Raw genomic sequence first — 593 nt, 5'->3', positions numbered from 1 at the left:
CAGCCGCGGTAATACGTAGGTGGCAAGCGTTGTCCGGATTTATTGGGCGTAAAGCGAGCGCAGGCGGTTTTTTAAGTCTGATGTGAAAGCCTTCGGCTCAACCGAAGAAGTGCATCGGAAACTGGGAAACTTGAGTGCAGAAGAGGACAGTGGAACTCCATGTGTAGCGGTGAAATGCGTAGATATATGGAAGAACACCAGTGGCGAAGGCGGCTGTCTGGTCTGTAACTGACGCTGAGGCTCGAAAGTATGGGTAGCAAACAGGATTAGATACCCTGGTAGTCCATACCGTAAACGATGAATGCTAAGTGTTGGAGGGTTTCCGCCCTTCAGTGCTGCAGCTAACGCATTAAGCATTCCGCCTGGGGAGTACGGCCGCAAGGCTGAAACTCAAAGGAATTGACGGGGGCCCGCACAAGCGGTGGAGCATGTGGTTTAATTCGAAGCTACGCGAAGAACCTTACCAGGTCTTGACATCTTCTGCCAATCTTAGAGATAAGACGTTCCCTTCGGGGACAGAATGACAGGTGGTGCATGGTTGTCGTCAGCTCGTGTCGTGAGATGTTGGGTTAAGTCCCGCAACGAGCGCAACC

1 rRNA gene is annotated in these 593 nt (G+C 52.1%); it reads left to right on the top strand.

The features are described 5' to 3' along the window. Positions 1-593: ribosomal RNA gene (locus OZD68_RS00120) — 16S ribosomal RNA — on the top strand; the annotation flags it as partial.

The organism is Wolbachia endosymbiont of Drosophila bicornuta, from assembly GCF_028982105.1.
Taxonomy (GTDB): Bacteria; Pseudomonadota; Alphaproteobacteria; order Rickettsiales; family Anaplasmataceae; genus Wolbachia; species Wolbachia pipientis.
This window is presented reverse-complemented; position numbering and strand designations above follow the sequence as displayed.